We start from the raw sequence: 14,774 nt of genomic DNA on the forward strand, positions 1-14,774 counted from the left end.
CCCCGGCGAAGGCCGGGGCCCAATTGGAAAGGTTGCAGTAACGAAGCGCTGCCCTCAGTCAGCAACGTCCCCCAACTGGGCCCCGGCCTTCGCCGGGGTGGTGGCGATTTGGGAGATGGCTCCCCTTCTGTTCCCTCGCGAACGCGGGGGCCCAGGAATCAAGCAGCGCTGCGTTCGGTTGCCCTGGACTCCCGCCTTCGCGGGAGAACAGAAGGGGCGGGAGATCGGTCAGGTTGCTCAGTGATAGCTTACGAAGCCACCGACTCCCCAAGCATCCCCTTCAACACCTCGTTCACGACAGCAGGGTTAGCCTTCCCCCCCATAGCCTTCATCGTCTGCCCAACAAAGAACCCGAACAGCTTGTCCTTACCGCCACGATAATCGGCAACCTTGTCCGCATTCGCCGCCATAACCTCGGCGATCACCGCCTCGATAGCCCCGGTATCGCTGGTCTGCTTCAACCCACGATCCTCGACGACCTTCGCCGCGCCGTCGCCGGTTTCGAGCATCACCTCGAATACCTGCTTGGCGAGGCTACCTGACAGCGTGCCGTCCGCGATCAGCCCCAGCAATTCCGCTGCCTGCGCCGGCGACACCGGCGAGTTTTCGATGTCCTTGCCGGTCCGGTTGAGCGCGCCGAACAGCTCCGACGTCGTCCAGTTCGCCGCCGCCGCCGGCTTCACGCCCGCGTCCAGCAACGCATCGAACCACCGCGCCGCCTCGACCTCGGCGGTCAGCACCGTCGCCTGATACGCCGTGATCCCGAGCGCCTCGTACCGCGCTCGCTTCGCATCGGGCAGTTCCGGCAGCGACGCGCGACACTCGGCGAGGAACGCGTCGTCGAGCACCAGCGGCAAAAGGTCGGGATCGGGGAAGTAGCGGTAATCATGCGCGTCTTCCTTCGACCGCATCGAGCGCGTCTCGTTGCGATCGGGATCGTAAAGCCGCGTTTCCTGCTGGATCTTGCCACCGGCCTCGAGCACCTCGACCTGGCGCTTGGCCTCCTGCTCGACCACCGCCATCACGAAGCGCACCGAATTGACGTTCTTCGTCTCGGTCCGCGTGCCCAGCTCGTCGCCGGGCTTCCGCACGCTGACGTTGACGTCGGCGCGCATCGAGCCTTCTTCCATGTTGCCGTCGCACGACCCGACATAACGCAGGATCGATCGCAGCTTCCGCAGGTAAGCCCCTGTTTCCGCTGGCGAAGCGAGATCGGGCTTCGACACGATCTCCATCAGCGCGACGCCCGACCGGTTGAGGTCGACGTACGACTGGGTCGGATGCTGGTCGTGCATCAGCTTACCCGCATCCTGCTCGACATGGATGCGCTCGACGCCGATCCGCTTGCCGGCCGCGTCCGGATTCTTCTCGTCGAGGCTGATGTCGATCGCGCCTTCTCCGACGATCGGATGATAAAGCTGGCTGATCTGATAGCCCTGCGGCAGATCGGCGTAGAAGTAATTCTTACGGTCGAACCGCGACCATTTGTTAATCTGCGCCTCGATCGCCATGCCGGTGCGGACCGCCTGGCGGATGCACTCGCGGTTCGGTACCGGCAGCATGCCCGGCATCGCCGCATCGACGAGGCTCACCTGCGTGTTGGGCTCCGCGCCGAACGCGGTCGCCGCGCCCGAGAAGAGCTTGGCGTTCGACGTCACCTGCGCGTGCACTTCGAGGCCGACCACGACCTCCCACTCACCGGTTTCGCCCTGGATACGATAATCGCTCATGTTACCACCAAGCCTCTGGTCGCGCGGTAAATCCTGCTCGCTGTTCGATCGCGAGCCCTGCGTTCAGCACGCCTTGTTCGTCGAGCGGCTTGCCGATGATCTGCAGCCCGAGCGGCAGACCCTGCTTGTCGAGACCACCCGGCACCGACATCGCCGGCAACCCAGCGAGGCTCGACGGCACGGTGAAGACGTCGTTCAGGTACATCGCGATCGGATCGGCCGACTTCTCGCCGAGCGCGAACGCTGCCGACGGTGCGGTCGGCGTCAGCAGGACGTCGCACGTCTCCCAAGCCCGCTCGAAATCGCGTGCGATCAGCGTCCGGACCTTCTGCGCCTGCGTGTAATACGCGTCGTAGAAACCGGCCGAGAGGACGTACGTGCCGATCATGATGCGGCGCTTCACCTCGGGGCCGAAGCCATCCGCACGCGTCGCGGCGTACATGTCCTGCAGGCCGGCGCCGGTCGGCAGGTCGCGGATCCCGTAGCGGACGCCGTCATAGCGCGCGAGGTTCGACGACGCTTCGGCGGGCGCGATGATGTAATAGGCGGGCAGCGCGTATTTGGTGTGCGGGAGCGAGACCTCGACGATCGTCGCGCCGGCATCCTTCAGCCAGTCGATGCCCTGCTGCCAGAGCGCCTCGATCTCCTCGGGCATCCCGTCGACGCGATATTCCTTGGGAATACCGACGCGCAGGCCGTTAAGATTGCTGGACAAACCTGCTTCCCATTTCGGCACGTCGAGCTGCAACGAGGTGCCGTCCTTGGCATCGAACCCGGCCATCGCCTCGAGCAGGATCGCGCAGTCACGGACGTCGCGCGCCATCGGCCCGGCCTGGTCGAGCGACGACGCGAACGCGATCGTCCCCCAGCGCGAGCAACGGCCATAGGTCGGCTTGATGCCGCTGATGCCGGTGAAGGCGGCCGGCTGGCGGATCGAACCGCCGGTGTCGGTGCCGGTCGCGCCGGGGCAGAGCCGCGCGGCGACCGCCGACGACGAACCGCCCGACGAGCCGCCTGGAGCCAGCGAGGCGTTACCGCCGTCGTTGCGCTTCCACGGCGAGATCACGTTGCCGAACGCGGAGGTCTCGTTCGACGAGCCCATCGCGAACTGGTCCATGTTCAGCTTGCCGAGCATTCCCGCGCCCGCATCCCAGAGATTCTGCGAGACAGTCGATTCGTAGGTGGGCGTGAAACCTTCGAGGATGTGGCTCGCCGCGGTCGTTGTGACGCCCTTGGTGCAGAACAGGTCCTTCATGCCGATCGGCACGCCAGCCAGCGGCTTGAGCGTCTCGCCTGCCGCGCGCGCGGTGTCGGCAGCGGTGGCGGCGGCGATCGCGTGCTCAGGCGTCTCGACAAGAAACGCGTTCAACGCCTTGGCCTGGCTCACCTTTACGATGAACGCATCGGCGACTTCGCGCGCCTTGAAGCGGCCATCGCGGACGCCGTCGCGGATGCCTGCGATGCCGAGATCTGTAAAGTCGGTCATTATTCGATCACCTTCGGCACGGCGAAGAACCCGTGTTCGGCCACGGGCGCGTTGGCGAGAACCTGCTCGCGGATGCCGCCGCCGGTCAGCGGGTCGGCGTTGACGACGTCGTCGCGCAGCCGCAACGTATTGGGGATGACGGCGGTCATCGGCTCGATACCGGTCGTGTCGACCTCTTCGAGCATCTCGATCCAGCCAAGGATGTTTCCGAGTTCCGGCGCCATGCGGGCGGCGTCCTCGTCGGTGATCGCGATGCGCGCAAGGCTCGCGATCCGCTTCACGGTTGCAGTATCTACGGACATGGGCTGCGGCTAGCACCCGGCGCGGCGGGGGCGCAACACCCTTCTAGCGCCGCGTCGTGTTCTGGTTCCCCCGCGGAGGCGGGGGCCCAGGATTGCAAACGATACCGCCCGAGATCCTGGGCCCCCGCCTCCGCGGGGGTACAAGCCAGTTCCAAGCCGTCGGCGGTTTCCTCAACAGTCAGGCGCCCGTTGCAACCTTCCCCCGCATACGGCACGGGAGCCTCAACGCCTGCACGGAAGGTCCCGCTTGGCCCGCAAGTTTCTCTATTTCGTCGCCGCGATGATCGTCCTCGCGATCGCCGCGCTGCTCGCCTACCGCCTGTTCGGCACGCAGTTGATGCGCGCGGTGATGGTGCCGAGCGAGACCTTCCAGGCGCAGCGCGAAGCTCCGCGCAACATCTACGCGCGAAAGATCATGTGGCTCGCCCGGCCCGATGCGCCCGGCAATCCCGCACTCTGGACGCCCCCCGGCTACACGCCCGGCAAGCCCGGCACGGGCGCGGCGATCTTCTTCATCCACCCGACGTCGTACATCAACCGCGACCATTGGAACGCGCCGATCGACGACCCCGAGACCAATGCGCGGGCGGAGCTGTTCCTTCGCGGCCAGGCGAGTGCGTTCAACGAGGCCGGCGACATCTGGGCGCCGCGGTATCGCCAAGCGACGTTCGGCGCGTTCCTGACCAGCGTTGCGGATAGTGAACGCGCACTGGCGCTCGCTTACGGCGATGTGTCTGCGGCGTTCGACCGATTCCTCAAGGAAGCCGGCCCGACCCGCCCGATCATCCTCGCGGGCCACAGCCAGGGCGCGCTCCATCTCACCCGCCTACTCCGCGACCGCATCGCCACTGATCCCAAGCTGAAGGCGCGGATCGTCGCGGCGTATGTCGTCGGCTGGCCCGTGTCGCGCGCGACCGATCTTCCGAAGATGGGCCTCGCCGAGTGCCGCACCGCGGACCAGACCGGCTGTATCCTGTCGTGGGAGAGCTTTGCCGAACCTGCCGATCCGTCACTTATCGTCGACGCCTACGACCAGACCACCGGCTTCAACGGCCAGCCGCGGAAAGCCACGCCGATGGTATGCACCAATCCACTGACCGGCACCGCCGACGCGACGGCGCCCGCCACCGCCAACCTCGGCACGCTCGTCCCGTCGGCCGACCTGAAGACCGCGACGATCGCGATCGGCAGCGTCCCCGCACGCTGTGCCGACCGCGGCTTCCTGCTGATCGGCGAGGGCCCGAACCTCGGGCCGTACGTGCTGCCCGGCAACAACTACCACGTCTACGACTACAGCCTGTTCTGGGCGAACATCCGCGCCGACGCCAACCGCCGCCTGAAGGCCTTCAAATGATCACGCTCTCCGCCGCGCAGTTCCGCGATGCGCTCTCGAACGGCGGCCGGCTGATCGGTCTCGACGTCGGCACCAAGACGATCGGCACCGCACTTTGCGATGCTGGCTGGAGCTTCGCGAGCCCCGCGCTCCTGATCCGCCGCACGAAATTCCAGAAGGACAAGGCCGCGCTTGCCGAGATCATCAAGGCCCAGGCCGTCGTCGGGCTCGTCATCGGCCTGCCGATCAACCTCGACGGTAGCGAGAGCCCACGGTCGCAATCGACGCGGGCATTCGCGCAGAACCTCAAGGACATGGGGTTACCGATCCTGTTGCAAGACGAACGCTGGTCGACCGTTGCGGTCACCCGCACGCTGATCGAACAGGACGCCAGCCGCGCCAAACGCGCCGAACTCGTCGACAAGATGGCCGCCGCCTACATCCTCCAGGGTGCAATCGATGCACTGGTGACAGCGCAGATCTAGCGCGCCACCCGGTAGAGGGTGGACTGGCCGTCGGTCCAGATGACGCGCAGGTCGGCGGCCTTTGCAGCCCCTGGCGGGAAGCCGATCGTCCAGACGTGTGTGAAGGCGGCGCGGGGAAACCGTGCGATCGTCTTGACGAAGTTGGAGCCGACGGTCGAACAGATCGACGGAAAGACGCTCTGGGTCGGGTCCCCGGTATAGGGTGCGGCGACCGCGTAGCGGATGTGCAGCGATTGCTGTCCTTCGATCGCCCATTGCTCGTTGGTAAACACGTCGCGTCGGACGATCGCGAGGGCTGGAAGGTGATTGCGCCGCAGGTCGTCCCATGCGCCCCCACATGGCAACTCGACTAACGAGAGTACCGCAGCGCCGTGCGGGATGGCTGCAACAGCCGCAAGTTCGCGTTGTTGGTCGCTGGAGCGCTCGACAAAGCTCAGCGTCGTGCCTGCCAGGCGCAGGACCAGGAATGCAGTGCCCATCACGGCCAGCGTGCGTGCCATTCGCGAATCGCGCGGCGCGATCGCGATCAATCCCAGCATCACCGCGGCGGGAGCCATCCGCATGTCGACATAGGCGCCCCCCATCAGCAATCGTGGAAGGACGACGAACGCTGCAAGGCACAACAACGCGGGGATGCCCAGCAACGGCGAGAACCCGAGGCGGGCGCTCCGCATTCCGGCATACAGCATGGCGATCAACGGCAGCAGCGAGAGAAGATCGAACAATGGCCAGTGGTCGCGGAACAGCGAAACAAGCCATACCAGCTTCACCGGTGCGTCGAACCAGCCCTCCCCACCGAGTCCGCCCGCTGCCGCGCCCGTCCCGGCCACAATAGACGCCAGCATGACGAGGAGCGGGACCGTCATCGACAGACACTGGATCGCCGCGCCGACGAGCGCCGCCGGCCAGCCACGGCCTGCCATGCGAAGCCGCGCGATGTCGGCGCCTGCTGTCATCAGCCCCAGCAGCCCCCAGCCGAAGCTGTGCGAAATCCATATTACGCATGCGATGGGTACGAAGAGCAGAGCGCGCACGATCAGGCGATCCTGTCGCCCTAGCCGGATCCACAGCGCCAGTGCGCAGAACGCCAACGCCTGCGACAGCGCGAAATTGACGAAGCCGAACTGGAACGGCCAGGCATAGGCGAGCGGCAACGCGAACATCGCGGTCGGCGGTATGCGCCCATGCGCCTCGCGCGCGGCCCATAACAGTCCGGTCGCGGTCAGCATCGGGATCGCGATCACCGCCAGCTTGGTCGCGACCTCGAACGGGAACAGGTGCGACAACGCCGGTACGAGCAGGTCCATGCCTAGATTGGGAATCAGCGCCCAGTGATATGCGTAATAGCGCTGGAGATCGGGCGAGGTCGGCAGGGCCATGGCGATATGCCAGCGCCCCATATGGCCGGGCAGATCGCCGAGCGGGGGCAGCGCGGGCCATAGCAACGGCACCGCGGACGCCAGGACGAGGGCCAGCGCGAACCACCGCGTTTCCCACCATCGCACCATCGTCTGTGTCGCTGCGTCCTGCATCATTCCCCCCGTTCGCCATCGCCATCCCATGCCCGCGCTAAAATGCGGTTAACCATGCGGATGCGCCGAGGCGTCGCGCGACGCTTGCCCCCTGCCCCCGCGGACACTATCCCGCGGCTTTAATGCGAACCTCAGATCACCGCCCCGCCGCCCTCATCGAAGGCGGCGCCGTCTTCCCGCACCGGCATCTCACCGGTATCGACGGGCTCCAGCCACATGAGATCGCGTTCCTGCTCGACGAGGCGGAGACGTGGGTCGAGGCGAACCGCACGCACGCGACTCCCGACAAGCGGCTGGCCGGGCTTACCCAGATCAACGCGTTTTTCGAGAACAGCACGCGGACTTTGCTGTCGTTCGAGATTGCGGGAAAGCGATTGGGGGCGGACGTCGTCAACATGCATGCGGCGCAGTCGAGCGTGAAGAAGGGCGAGACACTGATCGACACGGCGATGACGTTGAACGCGATGCGCGCGGACGTGATCGTGATCCGGCATATGTCGAGCGGCGCGGTGCGGTTGATCGCGGACAAGGTGGATTGTCCGGTATTGAACGCGGGCGACGGGCGGCATGAGCATCCGACGCAGGCGTTGCTCGATGCGTTGACGATCCGGCGGCGGAAGGGCTCGATCGCCGGCCAGCGCGTCGTGATCTGCGGCGATCTGCTGCACAGCCGGGTCGCGCGGTCCAACATCCTGGCGCTCACCGCGCTTGCTGCCGAGGTCCGCGTTTGTGCGCCGTCGACGCTTATGCCACCGATGATCGAGCGGATGGGCGTGCGTGCGTTTACCGATTTCGACAAGGCGTTGGAGGGTGCGGACGTGGTAATGATGCTGCGGTTGCAGAACGAGCGGATGGATGGGGCTTATGTGCCCTCCACGCGCGAATACCGTATGCGCTACGGCCTGACGCTCGACCGGTTGGCGAAGGCGGCGCCTGACGCGCTGGTGATGCATCCCGGCCCGATGAACCGCGGTGTGGAGATCGACTCCGCAGTGGCGGATCACGCTCGCTCGGCGATCACCGAGCAGGTCGAGATGGGGGTCGCCGTCCGGATGGCCTGCCTCGACGTGCTGACCCGAAGAGCGCGCGGCGTGGAGGGTTGGGCATGATCCTCGCACTCACCAACGTGACGCTCGCCTGCCCCGTCGGCGGCGTGTCGAGGGGTAATGTGCTGGTCCGCGATGGCGTGATCGTCGCGACCGGGATCGTCGATATTCCGGCCGGTTCGGACATCGTCGACTGTGGCGGCAAGACGGTCGCGCCGGGAATCGTCGATCTTGGCGTGGCTAAGGTCGATCGTGCGGCGTTTCGCGCCGGCGGGATTGTGCGGATCGGTCTCATGCCCGACCAGTCGCCGGTGCTGGACGACCCCGGCATCGTCCAGCGCGCCGCGTTGATCGGCAAGCCCGACCTGTGGATTCACCCGATCGCGGCCGCGACGCGCGGACTCGAAGGCCATGACCTCGCCGAGATGGCGATCTGTCTTTCGGCTGGCGCCAAGGCGGTGGGCACGGGCAAGCACTGGATCGCCGACAGCGGCGTGATGCGGCGTGTGCTGTCCTATGCGCGCGATCTCGACGTGACGGTGATCGCGCATGCCGAGGACGGTGGATTGACCACCGGGGCGGTCGCGACCGAGGGCGAGACGGCGACGCGCCTTGGCCTGCCCGCCGCACCAGCGGTGGCGGAGGCGCTGGCGATCGCGCGTGACCTGATGCTGGCCGAGGATACCGGTGCGCGGATCCACATCCGCCAGGTGACGACGGCGGCCGGGTTCGACCTGATCCGCGCGGCGAAGCGTCGCGGCGTCGCCGTCACGTGCGGCATCACGCCCGCGCATCTGCATTTGTCGGAGATCGCGGTCAGTGATTTCCGGTCGTTCGCGCTGCTATCGCCGCCTTTGCGGGGCGAAAGCGACCGGCGGGCGGCGCTCGAGGCGATCGCAGACGGCACGATCGACGTGCTGTGTTCGGGACATGAGCCGCGGGGGCCCGAGGAGAAGCGGCTGCCGTTTACCGATTCGAGCAGTGGGATGGCGGGTGCGGAGACGTTGCTGCCGCTCGCGCTGATGCTGGTGCGTGACAAACTGCTGACGCTGGAGCGGCTGTTCGCGCTGCTCGCCAGCAATCCCGCGCGGGTGCTGGGGCTGGATACGGGGACTCTGGAGGTCGGCAAGCCTGCCGACCTGATGCTGTTCGACCGGCTCGCGCCTTGGCAGATCGTCGGGGAGGCGTTTCTGGCGGAGGCGGGGAATACGCCGTTCGATGGCTTGCCGGTGCAGGGGCGCGTGTTGCGGTTGTGGAAGGGTGGGCGCGAGGTTCTGTGAGGGTGCACCACCCCGGCGGAGGCCGGGGCCCAGTTGGGGGACGTCGCAAACTGAGGACAGCGCTCCGTTACGCCTACCTCTCAACTGGGCCCCGGCCTTCGCCGGGGTGGCGTCTATCGAAGCGGTGGGACGAACAAGGCGGCAGCGCCCGTTATCGCGACGCCATCTGCATGCCGGGCCTGCGCAACCACTGCGCCATGACGTCGCCCGCGCCTTGGCGGACGAAACAGGCGCCGCCTTTGGCGTGATACTGGCGGCACATCGCATTCGCCGCCGACTTGCTGAACCCGCCGACCGAGAGACGGTACACATCCTCGCCCTTCGCCTTGAACGTCATGCCGTTCGGCGAATAGCTGGCGAGCACCGCAAACCGGCGTGCGGCGCGTGCCCAGCCGTCTCTTGCGACCCCCGCGCTTTCGAAGGCGCCGAGCTGGACGTACCAGTTGCCGGTTGCCGGCGCCTTCACCTGATACGCCGCGGTCGCCATGGCGCGACCCGATGAGACGGGTGCAGACGCGAGCTTGATCGGGCCGCCGGCCGGACGGAGCATCATCGTCGGCAACGCCTGAACGACCTCCTGCCGCGGTCCGAACGCGATCTTCGAGACGCCAGCCGCTGACACCGAAGCGAGCTGCACAGGCGCAGCTTCGGTCGGCGCAATGACCGAATCCGCGTCCGCCAAGGCCTGTTCCGGAACACCCGGCGCAGGCGCGTTCAACGCCAGCGCGACCGGCTGTCCCGCATCCGCCACTGCGCGAACGCCGAGCAGGCTCGCCACCTGGTCGGACGCCTTGGCCGGCTGCGCAAACAAAGCCCATTGCTCGAGCCGGGCGTCGACGTCTGCTGGTGCCATGTCCGCCGCCGCGACCACGCGTGCCTCCTGCCAACGTCCCGCCAGCGCGAAGCTCAGCGCGAGGTTCTGGCGCACCTTTGCGTTCGACGCAGGCGAACGGGCGGCTTCGGTCAGGACCGCGATCCCGCCGGCGGTGTCGCCCGCCAAAGAAAGAGCAAGGCCACGATCGACCGCCGGGATGATCGCGGCGTTTGCTTCGAGGCTGTGACGCGCGGCCTGCCAGTCTCCGGTTGCGATCTGCGACAGCGCGAGGTTGAGCGCCGCCCTGCCGTTGGTCGGCGACAGTTGCAGCGCGTCGGCGAACGCGTGCGAGGCCGAGGCGAACCGCCCGCCCTTGAGATAGCTCTGCCCGAGCAGCATCCGATAGTCTGCCTGCTGCGGCATCAGCGCAACTGCACGCTCCGCATAGCCGATCGCGATGGGACCATCGTTGCGCGCGAGTGCCGCCTGAGCCTGCCCCGCATCGCCAGCCGCACCCTTTGCCGCGAGCGCCGCATTGCGATCGCTGGCCGAGGCGATGCCGCCCCCGTTCGCGGCACAGCCGACCATCGTACCGCCGAGCAGTAGGGCGGAGATGCCGCCGAGGAGGAGGGCGCGCGTGGTCATCGGGGCAATCCCTGTTTCATGGCAAACGCTAGACCGCACATAGTTCCCACTCCCGGTATTCGCGTACGGAGTGCCATATCGGTTTAAAGAAGCGGTTAACGCGACTTCATAATGACTTACGGAGGCGCGATGTTGGGGATCGGGAACGGTCGCCCTTTGCCTTGCGCGACGAACGGCGGCATGGTGGCGGCGAGACGGTATGAGGGATGGCGATGACGGTTCGGCGTAAGCTTTTGGTGGGTGCGATCGCATTGAGCGGGATGCTGGCCGCCGCCCCCGCGTTTGCCGATGTGAAGGCCGGCGTCGATGCCTGGGCGAAGGGCGATTATCCGCGGGCGATCACCGAGTGGCGCCCGCTGGCGGTGGCAGGCGATGCGGACGCGCAGTTCAACCTGGCGCAGGCGTACAAGCTGGGGCGCGGCGTACCGCTGGATCCGGTGCTGGCCGAGAGCTGGTTCCGGAAGGCGGCGATGCAGGGGCATGTGCAGGCCGCCGACAATTACGGGCTCGCGTTGTTCCAGGCCGGAAAGAAGACGGATGCGCTGCCGTGGCTGCAGAAATCGGTCGCGCATGGTGAACCGCGGGCGCAGCTGGTGCTCGGGACGATGTTGTTCAACGGCGACGGCATACCGCGTGATTTCCCGCGGGCCTATGCGCTGATGACGCGGGCCTCGGCGTCGGGCTTGCGGTCGGCCTCGCAGACGCTCGCGCAGATGGACCAGTATATCTCGCCCACCGACCGCGAGAAGGGCACCGCGCTCGCGCAGCAATATGCGTTGCAGTCCCCGCCGCCGGGACCTTCGCGTGCTACGGTCGGGCAAACTTCGGTGGCGCCGCAGCGTACCGCCAGCGCGCCGCGTCCGTCGAAGCTGCCGCCGAGTTCGCTTCCTGCGCACGTTCCCGGGCCGACCCGCGAACCGGCCCCGACGCGGGAACCGACGCCGACGCGCGAGCCGGCACCGGTCAGGCAGGCGCAGGTGAAGCCGCCCAAGCCTGTACCGACGAAACCTGCGCCGACGAAACCTGCTCCGGCAAAAGCTATAGCGGCCAAGCCCGCGCCGGTGCGTGCGACGGGCAATTGGCGCGTGCAGCTTGGCGCGTTCCGCGATCAGGGCAATGCCGAGACGCAGTGGAACAAGGTTCGCGGCAAGCTGCGCGGTGCACAGCCCTTCTACGCGAAGGCGGGCGGCGTGACGCGGCTGCAGGCAGGTGGGTTTGCTTCGAAGGCGGATGCGACGCGGGCTTGCTCGGCGTCTGGCGTGGCGTGTGTGATCGTTGCGCCCTGAACGAATGAGCCCGGCGGCTACGATACTCATGACGAGGATGTTCTTATGTTCTTCCTGACGTTGGCGTTGCTGTCCGCACCATCGACCTGCACCGAAATCAAGCAGCAGTGTCGCGCGTGTCCTACCGCGCCTAGCGTCAAAGGGTGTTCTACGGTCGGGATTGCGTGCCAGCCGACGCGTCGCATCTGCGAATCTGCCGTTCCTCCGAAGTCCGTCGCGCGGGCGGACCGGGTGGCTGACAAGAAGGCGCGCTGAGCGATCGTGCCTTTGCCCGGCGGATGAGCGATCGGGTGCGGCAGGGATCAAATAGCCGGACCGGTCGTTTCGTTTCGACATCGACCGGGAGCTAGATGCATGATTTCGAAGACCTTGGCGCTGGCAGTTGCCGGCGCGACGCTGTTGGCCGCGTGTTCTGGCGAGCAGCCTGCTACTAATAATACCGACGCGATGGCGGATAACGGCGTGTCGTTGCGCAACCTTGCCGAGACTGAGGTGGCGGTGCCCAAGCCCGAGCAGCTGACCGTGAAGGGGCGCCTGATTCCTACCCCCTCCGATCCGACGTCGCGCCACTTCTTGCTGCGCGAGCGGAAGGCGGCAAGCGGCACGATCATCGCGATCCTGCGGCAGGAGCATGAGGGCAAGGTCGCTTATGCGCGCACCGAGACGGATTGCGGCAACCGGTTGTTCCATGTTCTCGGTGTCGGCCCGAACCGCGCGCTGGTCGAAACCAACGTAGCGCATGATGGTCCGTTACGCCCCATCAAGGGCCTGCCGTTACGGGAGGAACTCGCGACGTATGTCTGCGCTGCAAGCGGGACGCCGTTGACGAAGGCCTGACCCTCCCTCGGCTTTTACTTCTACGCCCCTCCTTGGAAGGGAGGGGTTGGGGGTGGGTTGGCCGGCTTGAGCCACTACGGTCCGAACTTGCGAAAACCGACCCACCCCCTGCCCCTCCCTTCCAGGGAGGGGTAAGAACTTAGTCCAGCACCCAGTGCTGCTTCGCGATACCCTGCGCATAGAGAAGCACCGTCAGATCCCCATGATCGATCCGCGCGGCGGCTGCTGCGGCAACGATCGGCTTGGCGTGATACGCTACCCCCAGCCCGGCCGCCTCGATCATCGCCAGATCGTTCGCGCCGTCACCAACCGCGAGTGATTCCTCTACCGCAATCCCCCGCTCGGTGATCGCGGCGTGCAGCGTCGTCAGCTTCGTGTTCGATCCGACGATCGGCTTGGTCACCCTCCCCGTCAGCACATCACTCTCAATCTCCAGCACGTTGGCGATCGCACGGTCGAAGCCGATCTCCTTTGCCACTGGCTCCGCGAAGCGCGTGAAGCCGCCCGATACCAGCACCGCCAGAGCGCCCCGCGACCGCATCGTCCGTACAAGAGCCTTCGCGCCGGGCATGATCGTGACGCGCTCGGCTAGGCAGCGTTCGATGTCGCTTTCCGCCAGCCCCTTGAGCAGGGCAACGCGAGCGTCGAGCGCCGCTTCGAAATCTAGTTCACCGCGCATAGCGCGCTCGGTGATCTCCGCGATCTGCGGCTTGATACCGGCATAGTCGGCGAGTTCGTCGATGCATTCGACGGTGATCATCGTCGAGTCCATGTCAGCTACTAGAAGCTTCTTCGTGCGAGTCAGGCTCGATTGAACGACCACGTCGGTACCGACGAACGCACCCTCGAGCGCGACCCGAGCCGCGTCCGGCGCCATCCCGAAGATCAGGTCGGCCGCCTCGCCCTCGTCGATCCAGCCGCTCGCACCCGGTGCGCACCCTGCGTCGCGCAGGCGGTCCATCGCAGTCGAAATATCGCCTGCGGTCAGCGTGCCCGAGGCTATAAGCGTTGCCGTGAACATAGAACATCTCCCGAAGGTCGCGCTCATCGCAGGGCCGACTGCGAGCGGCAAGTCCGCGCTCGCGCTCGCCATCGCCGCGCGCCACGACGGCGTCGTCATCAACGCCGACTCCGCGCAGGTCTATGCCGACCTCCGCATCCTCACCGCGCGCCCGTCGGCAGAAGAAGAGGCCAGCGCCCCGCACCGGCTCTTCGGACACGTCGATGCCGCCGATGCGAGCTACTCCGCGGCGCGCTGGGCTACCGAGGCGACGCTGGCGATCCGCGATACGCTCGCCGAGGGGAAGCTGCCGATCCTGGCGGGTGGCACAGGGCTCTATATCCGCACGCTGCTCGACGGTATCGCACCCGTCCCAGACATCGACCCGGCCCTTCGCGAGCAAGTCCGCGCCCTGCCCGTCGCGGAGGCGCACGCAGCACTCACGCAACTTGATCCGCAGGCCGCAACCAAGCTCAATGCAGCCGACACAACCCGCGTCGCCCGAGCGCTAGAAGTCGTCCGCGGTACCGGCCGGACGCTTGCCGACTGGCAGACCGAGAAGATCGGCGGGATCGGCGATACGATCGACGTCCGCGCGCTGATCCTGATCCCCGACCGCGACTGGCTCAACGCGCGCATCGACCAGCGCTTCGCCGAGATGGCCGACACCAGCCGCGAGGAAATCACCGCGCTGCTCGCCCGCACCGACATCCCGCAGGACGCCCCGATCCGCCGCGCGATCGGTATGCCCGAGATCGCCGCCTTGGTCCGCGGCGAGACCTCGAAACCCGACGCCATTGCCGCTGGATCGCTCGCCACGCGCCGCTATGCCAAGCGCCAATATACCTGGCTCCGACACCAGCCGCCCGCCACTTGGCCCCGCACCCAAGTGCTCGATCTCCCAACGCGCTTGCAGCAATTTGAAACTATATTGCTCAAATGATGTTTGACACGCATCTTTTATATCGGTAGCCGGCCCCTCCACGAGACGCTAAAGG

Annotated in this window: 13 protein-coding genes; 7 read left to right on the plus strand and 6 right to left on the minus strand. The window is 66.6% G+C overall.

Features of this window, described 5'->3' with window-relative positions:
- Positions 1–248: 248 nt before the first annotated feature.
- The 3 genes from gatB to gatC are packed head-to-tail and all read right to left on the minus strand — an operon-like array spanning position 249 to position 3,518.
- The gene (gene gatB, locus E5673_RS15220; protein WP_136190664.1) at positions 249–1,730 is read right to left on the minus strand and encodes an Asp-tRNA(Asn)/Glu-tRNA(Gln) amidotransferase subunit GatB; all 1,482 of its coding nucleotides are present in this window, start codon (positions 1,728–1,730) and stop codon (positions 249–251) included.
- A gap of 1 nt (position 1,731) precedes the next feature.
- Positions 1,732–3,216, minus strand: coding sequence for an Asp-tRNA(Asn)/Glu-tRNA(Gln) amidotransferase subunit GatA (gene gatA, locus E5673_RS15225; RefSeq protein ID WP_136190665.1), 1,485 nt, complete (start codon positions 3,214–3,216; stop codon positions 1,732–1,734).
- Positions 3,216–3,518: an Asp-tRNA(Asn)/Glu-tRNA(Gln) amidotransferase subunit GatC gene (gatC, locus tag E5673_RS15230; RefSeq protein ID WP_056048145.1), complete on the minus strand. Its 303-nt coding sequence runs from the start codon at positions 3,516–3,518 to the stop codon at positions 3,216–3,218. The genes gatA and gatC overlap by 1 nt, the downstream gene beginning before the upstream one ends.
- 247 nt (positions 3,519–3,765) lie before the next feature.
- On the opposite strand from gatC, the gene E5673_RS15235 reads away from it, so the two are divergent.
- Positions 3,766–4,872 (plus strand): DUF3089 domain-containing protein, encoded by a 1,107-nt coding sequence (locus E5673_RS15235; protein ID WP_136190666.1) that lies wholly within the window; start codon positions 3,766–3,768, stop codon positions 4,870–4,872.
- Positions 4,869–5,336, plus strand: a complete 468-nt coding sequence (ruvX, locus tag E5673_RS15240) for a Holliday junction resolvase RuvX (RefSeq protein ID WP_136190667.1) — start codon at positions 4,869–4,871, stop codon at positions 5,334–5,336. The genes E5673_RS15235 and ruvX overlap by 4 nt, the downstream gene beginning before the upstream one ends.
- Here ruvX and E5673_RS15245 read toward each other — a convergent pair.
- Positions 5,333–6,871 carry a hypothetical protein gene (locus tag E5673_RS15245; protein WP_136190668.1) on the minus strand — a complete coding sequence of 513 codons (1,539 nt, stop codon included), beginning with the start codon at positions 6,869–6,871 and terminating at the stop codon, positions 5,333–5,335. The two genes, ruvX and E5673_RS15245, sit on opposite strands and share 4 nt — an antisense overlap.
- A gap of 119 nt (positions 6,872–6,990) precedes the next feature.
- Here E5673_RS15245 and E5673_RS15250 point away from each other — a divergent pair, with 119 nt between their 5' ends.
- Together E5673_RS15250 and E5673_RS15255 are read left to right on the plus strand one after the other, a co-directional pair.
- Positions 6,991–7,977, plus strand: coding sequence for an aspartate carbamoyltransferase catalytic subunit (locus tag E5673_RS15250; protein ID WP_056482600.1), 987 nt, complete (start codon positions 6,991–6,993; stop codon positions 7,975–7,977).
- A complete protein-coding gene (locus E5673_RS15255; RefSeq protein ID WP_136190669.1) occupies positions 7,974–9,194 on the plus strand; it encodes an amidohydrolase family protein in 1,221 nt (406 codons plus the stop codon). Before E5673_RS15250 ends, E5673_RS15255 begins: the two co-directional genes overlap by 4 nt.
- Positions 9,195–9,345: 151 nt before the next feature.
- On the opposite strand, the gene E5673_RS15260 is transcribed toward E5673_RS15255, so the two are convergent.
- Positions 9,346–10,653, minus strand: coding sequence for a tetratricopeptide repeat protein (locus E5673_RS15260; protein WP_136190670.1), 1,308 nt, complete (start codon positions 10,651–10,653; stop codon positions 9,346–9,348).
- 212 nt (positions 10,654–10,865) lie between these two features.
- Between E5673_RS15260 and E5673_RS15265 the strand changes: the two genes are divergently transcribed.
- Together E5673_RS15265 and E5673_RS15270 are read left to right on the plus strand one after the other, a co-directional pair.
- Positions 10,866–11,939, plus strand: a complete 1,074-nt coding sequence (locus E5673_RS15265; RefSeq protein ID WP_247599418.1) for an SPOR domain-containing protein — start codon at positions 10,866–10,868, stop codon at positions 11,937–11,939.
- 354 nt (positions 11,940–12,293) lie between these two features.
- Complete coding sequence (locus E5673_RS15270) at positions 12,294–12,776, plus strand: hypothetical protein (protein WP_136190672.1); 483 nt, start codon at positions 12,294–12,296, stop codon at positions 12,774–12,776.
- A 139-nt stretch (positions 12,777–12,915) separates the two neighbouring features.
- On the opposite strand, the gene serB is transcribed toward E5673_RS15270, so the two are convergent.
- Complete coding sequence (gene serB, locus E5673_RS15275) at positions 12,916–13,797, minus strand: phosphoserine phosphatase SerB (RefSeq protein ID WP_136190673.1); 882 nt, start codon at positions 13,795–13,797, stop codon at positions 12,916–12,918.
- Here serB and miaA point away from each other — a divergent pair.
- Complete coding sequence (gene miaA, locus E5673_RS15280) at positions 13,790–14,719, plus strand: tRNA (adenosine(37)-N6)-dimethylallyltransferase MiaA (protein ID WP_136190674.1); 930 nt, start codon at positions 13,790–13,792, stop codon at positions 14,717–14,719. The two genes, serB and miaA, sit on opposite strands and share 8 nt — an antisense overlap.
- Positions 14,720–14,774: the final 55 nt, after the last annotated feature.

Origin of the sequence: Sphingomonas sp. PAMC26645 (assembly GCF_004795835.1) — a bacterium.
GTDB lineage: Bacteria > Pseudomonadota > Alphaproteobacteria > Sphingomonadales > Sphingomonadaceae > Sphingomonas.

What these genes read in the sequence shown, in the direction of transcription:
- E5673_RS15255 (WP_136190669.1), top strand. Translation starts at nt 7,974, where the DNA reads ATGATCCTCGCACTCACCAACGTGACGCTCGCCTGCCCCGTCGGCGGC.
- gatA (WP_136190665.1), bottom strand. Translation starts at nt 3,216, where the DNA reads ATGACCGACTTTACAGATCTCGGCATCGCAGGCATCCGCGACGGCGTC.
- E5673_RS15260 (WP_136190670.1), bottom strand. Translation starts at nt 10,653, where the DNA reads ATGACCACGCGCGCCCTCCTCCTCGGCGGCATCTCCGCCCTACTGCTC.
- E5673_RS15250 (WP_056482600.1), top strand. Translation starts at nt 6,991, where the DNA reads ATGCGAACCTCAGATCACCGCCCCGCCGCCCTCATCGAAGGCGGCGCC.
- serB (WP_136190673.1), bottom strand. Translation starts at nt 13,797, where the DNA reads ATGTTCACGGCAACGCTTATAGCCTCGGGCACGCTGACCGCAGGCGAT.
- E5673_RS15265 (WP_247599418.1), top strand. Translation starts at nt 10,866, where the DNA reads ATGACGGTTCGGCGTAAGCTTTTGGTGGGTGCGATCGCATTGAGCGGG.
- ruvX (WP_136190667.1), top strand. Translation starts at nt 4,869, where the DNA reads ATGATCACGCTCTCCGCCGCGCAGTTCCGCGATGCGCTCTCGAACGGC.
- E5673_RS15270 (WP_136190672.1), top strand. Translation starts at nt 12,294, where the DNA reads ATGATTTCGAAGACCTTGGCGCTGGCAGTTGCCGGCGCGACGCTGTTG.
- gatB (WP_136190664.1), bottom strand. Translation starts at nt 1,730, where the DNA reads ATGAGCGATTATCGTATCCAGGGCGAAACCGGTGAGTGGGAGGTCGTG.
- E5673_RS15245 (WP_136190668.1), bottom strand. Translation starts at nt 6,871, where the DNA reads ATGATGCAGGACGCAGCGACACAGACGATGGTGCGATGGTGGGAAACG.
- gatC (WP_056048145.1), bottom strand. Translation starts at nt 3,518, where the DNA reads ATGTCCGTAGATACTGCAACCGTGAAGCGGATCGCGAGCCTTGCGCGC.